5 protein-coding genes are annotated in these 4,235 nt (G+C 52.9%); 3 read left to right on the forward strand and 2 right to left on the reverse strand.

Annotated features, from left to right (window positions below):
• Window positions 1-1,212: hypothetical protein (locus tag O6944_07890; protein ID MCZ6719052.1), on the reverse strand; the 1,212-nt coding region annotated here is incomplete at its 3' end.
• A gap of 186 nt (window positions 1,213-1,398) precedes the next feature.
• Between O6944_07890 and O6944_07895 the strand changes: the two genes are divergently transcribed.
• From O6944_07895 to O6944_07905, 3 genes are all read left to right on the forward strand, one after another.
• Window positions 1,399-1,719: a hypothetical protein gene (locus O6944_07895; GenBank protein MCZ6719053.1), complete on the forward strand. Its 321-nt coding sequence runs from the start codon at window positions 1,399-1,401 to the stop codon at window positions 1,717-1,719.
• A gap of 123 nt (window positions 1,720-1,842) precedes the next feature.
• Complete coding sequence (locus O6944_07900; GenBank protein ID MCZ6719054.1) at window positions 1,843-2,274, forward strand: Rap1a/Tai family immunity protein; 432 nt, start codon at window positions 1,843-1,845, stop codon at window positions 2,272-2,274.
• 634 nt (window positions 2,275-2,908) lie between these two features.
• Window positions 2,909-3,628, forward strand: coding sequence for an SPOR domain-containing protein (locus tag O6944_07905; protein ID MCZ6719055.1), 720 nt, complete (start codon window positions 2,909-2,911; stop codon window positions 3,626-3,628).
• A gap of 163 nt (window positions 3,629-3,791) precedes the next feature.
• Here the strand turns inward: O6944_07905 and O6944_07910 are convergent.
• Window positions 3,792-4,235 (reverse strand): hypothetical protein (locus O6944_07910; GenBank protein MCZ6719056.1); only part of this gene is annotated, 444 nt, incomplete at its 5' end.

Consider the following 4,235-nt stretch of genomic DNA (forward strand, 5'->3'; position numbering starts at 1 on the left):
TATCTTCTCGAAGACGCGTTTTAGCGGCAATGTCTTTTCGTCCAATATCTGTATAACCTCGATCATGTTGTTGTCTTCCTGACATTTTCTACCAAGCAAAAGATAGAACTCGTCGCCAGAATTTTCGATTTCACAAGAAAAGCTGGCGATTCGAGGAACATTCCTGAGCCGCTCGTACACCGTGTCTAGGTTCCGGGGAGCATGCCGTTTTGCCGAGCCGGACAGCTCGCGCTCGGCCTTGGCGCAGCCTTTTATCCCGCCTTCTGTTGCCGTGATGAAGCCGACGAGGGTGCTTGGCGAATGATCCATTCGCTTGGCATAGCTGATACACGCGGCATACTCGGACAGCCTGGAGCGGTCGTAATCCTTACCGAACACCAACTTGAGAACTGGTGTGTACGGCGCCCTTTTTTGAACTTTTATGCCAGCAGCAGCACACAACTCTTTGTATTCATTAAGAAAATTCCGACTTATGGTCCAGAGCTCGTAGGCTTTCCTTAGGACGTCGTATAATTGCTCGGCTGAGCGCGCGGTTCCGGCTTCAAAAGTACGAGCCAAGGATCGACATTCTTCGAGCACCTGGACAAACTGGCCATCTTCCTGCTTGGCGTCTTTCCACCCGTTGTGGGGCGATCCCGAATGATCGTCGATCGGAACCGCGGAAAATGTTTTGCCGCAAAGCTTTTTGTTGGGCACTCCGATACAAAGAATTGAGTGCAGAGTTTTTCCATCCTTACTGAATGGAAGCAGAATGACGTTCATGGGCAGCATCATGCCCTCGCAATTAACGTCAAATGCGATCGGAGCTTCATCCGCCACTACGTCATGATACTTTGTGGTGATTTCGAAAATAAGTGAGCCAGGGTCTAGTTCGGAGATGAGCGAACCCGCCGGATTTTCGTTGATGCCTTTGCAGTACATACGGCCTGCAAAGGAGACCGTCGGTTCCAAATCGTGACGGCGTAAGTCGAGTAGGATTACGCTATCCCCGAATTTCCTGCAAAGATTCGCAGTGTGCGTGCCCAACACGGGAAACAGCATATCACGACGCATAGCCTCCCATGTCTGCCATAAATCGACAATCTCAGACCTCATGGTATCGCTGCCAGTTCCTTTCGGACCTGCACCGCCCAGTTGGATGTCTGGTTTTGAATTGTGCTGCTGGTACTGACCAGATTGAACTGATTCGATTGTCTGGCTGTGAAAACTCACTGTACGTTCTCCTATCGCAGTAGCGCTCGGTGAATGGAGGCGACGCTTACCAATGGATATGTCGTTCCCGAAGGCCTTACATTTCTTTACATTGCTATCGTAAATAAACATTGAGATAGTTAATAAACTGTAACTTTGTGTAATTGCTCAACCCAAGCCTGTTCGCTCACGTTGGGGAGCCGAGTTTTGACGGTTCAAGAGAATCTCATGACCGGCCACGGCGACGTGCGAGTCGGGCCTTGCGCCCGAGGCCGGCGACGACACCGCATCAAGTACACGAACCGCAAGCCTTTGCTGCCTACCTGGAGCGGCGCTCGAAAAGGTGTTGGCCTGCCAGCCCAGTCACCCCGACAGCAAGCACCTGCGCGAACGCTTGCCGGTGGCAAATCCGGGAAATCAAGCCGAGACAGACTGGTGGATGAGGTGGTGCAGCGGGGCGACGTCCGGTACGCCGTAAACGTCGAGGTGGTCGCCGGGACGGTCCCGGAAGGTCGGAAGATGCGCTAGCTGCGCTGGAGATCTTACGCCGGGTGACGCGACCCGTCCCAACAATTTACTCGCTGAGTTAAGGCATTAATAACCGTAACACCTTATAAGCGGTCACAATCGTATCTATCCAGGCAACATAAAATGAAAGATATAGTTTGTCTCCATCTCGGTCGTTGGAACCACGCGTTCTCCCGTAAGGCATCCTTCAGCGTGCTCCTCGTCGCTTGCCTCATTAGTGTCGTGGGGACCGTGAAGCAAAGTCACGCAGGGCCCCCATTCGCCGACGGGCACTTGATTTTGGACATGTGCTCATCCCAGGGCTCCTACTTCGGCAAGGGATACTGCATGGGCTATCTTGCAGGCGCCTCGGACCAGATCAGGATATCGGTTGATGCGATGCATGGAAACGCATGTGCATCGCAAACTGCGTATGATATTGCCAAGTTTGTCGATCTAACGGTCAAATATTTGAGGGATCACCCGGGCGAGCTGAATAGGTCTGCATCGTCGCTGCTGAGCCGAATCCTGCCCAATCCTGAGGCCTGCCAAGTCGCCGATAATCTCGGGCCCTGACTTGGGCCGAAGCCAATTGCTCAGTCTAATCCAACCGCGGATCTTCAGCACGACCGCTGGTTCAATGCCCCTCGTTTAGAACGCGCCGGCGCGCAATATCGGTCAGTCCGTATGCATCATCCAGTTCCCGGTACGGCAACAATCAGCGTCTAAAGTGACCTTGGAAACGTGGAACTCAAGCTTCAGCCGACAGTCATAACCCAGCCTCAGATCCCCATCTTTGATTCATCTAACAGGTGAGCCATATCTACATCAGAATACGCCTATAACGCTTTGAATTTTATTTCGAAGACACACTCTGATGTCGTCAAATCACGAACTCATTTGGGAACCGCGGGACTAATGGATCGAATTTTTAAAATTGTTCGGTAAGATATTTTTAACCTGCTATGGACATAGATCTTCGGAGTAGATTTCTCTTGCTCATCAAGTGGAGATCAAACCCATTGACTTGACGCCGCGTCAGGCGCGACGACGATCTCATGCCGCGCTCTCGGATACAGCATCCTTGGAATCCTTGATGTTAGTAGCTGCTGAAGAGTCTGCCTCCAGACGCACCCCGTTGCCCCTACCGAGGCCGCCGAAGCCTATTGCGGCTCATCAATACTGGTGTTGTTTTGCAGCGGTTTGCATTTTGACGTTCGGCATCAGCAGCGTCAGAGTGGGTGCGATAGAAATTGGATGGCAGGCTTATGTAAAGGGTGATTACGCGACCGCCCTAACCGATTTTCGATTCAATGCGCAACGCGGCGATGCCTTGGCAGAGTATAACCTTGGTGTCATGTACGAGACCGGTCAAGGAGTTGAGCAGGATGATGTCGAGGCATTTATCTGGTACTCCCGCGCCGCGGAGCATTTTCCTGAAGGTGACGCACGCAAACGGGCATTGCGTCGACGCGAAGCTGTCAAAAGATTTATGACCGATGAAGAACGTTCGGATGCCATGACACACGCGAGGCAAAAGGGACTCGACACTCAAGACCTTGGAAATGCGCAGGTTGTCATTCGCCTCAATAACGATAGGCCGAAATCAACAAGCGTTTTACCGGGGCGAAAGCCAAGGCGCGGCCAGAAATCTTCGATTCCTAATGGTCGTGTCCAGTATGCTCTGCATCTGTCATCAGTCAGATCTCGACATGATACAGCGAGAGAATGGGCCAGGTTGAGCAGGATTAATGGCGAGCTATTATCAGACATGCGTATGCACGTGCGGCAGGTAAATATCGAGAACCGTGGCACTTTCTACCGAGTATTGGCTGGCTATGTGGCGAATCGATTGAAGGCAGAAGACCTATGCTCCCGCATAAGAGTAAAGAAACAATATTGTATCGCAGTCCGACTTCACGGAAATTAGAGCGTTATCCGACCTAACGGGGTCATTCGATGGGCCAGAGCGGCTCATCCGCTGATGTCCACCGCGGTCTGCACATTTTAGCCGACCATGCGGCTGACCTACTTACGGTCGGCCATGGGTCACCGAAACAGTGGTGGTGCCCCTACCGATTCGCAATGCGCCGCTACCGAAACAGGGGCGCATTCTCGGCCTCGTTTTCCGCCGCTCGTTGGTCACCAGCCAGCGATTGCTCGACCTCGATCTTGCTGGCCATATCGCTCACCCGCTCTATTATGTCATTCAGTTCGCATTTGGCCGGAGCGGGACTGTTCGGCAAGTCGGTTTCAGCGTATGCCCCGGTCTCGGCCGATTCGTCGCTCGCCTCGGCGGCGATGTTCGAAACCTTGGGTTCGACCACTGCGTCCGCATCCTCCGCAATCGCTTCGACCGCTGGTGCCCTCCCTTGATCTGGATCCCCCTCAACGATACAGGAGACCTTCAGGACGAGTTCCCGTATCGTTTTGCTCAGTCCGCCCAGGTTGCCCGCATTGATGGTTTGGAGGAGCGTGACGATAATGTCGTACAGCTGCTCGTTTTCTTCGTTCAGGGAGGCGATTTCGGCCCTCTG

Source organism: Gammaproteobacteria bacterium, from assembly GCA_027296625.1.
In the GTDB taxonomy this organism is placed as follows: domain Bacteria; phylum Pseudomonadota; class Gammaproteobacteria; order JAKEHO01; family JAKEHO01; genus JAKEHO01.

Bases quoted from the DNA above. Each gene is read 5' to 3' on its own strand.
- O6944_07900 (MCZ6719054.1), top strand. From the start codon at position 1,843: ATGAAAGATATAGTTTGTCTCCATCTCGGTCGTTGGAACCACGCGTTC.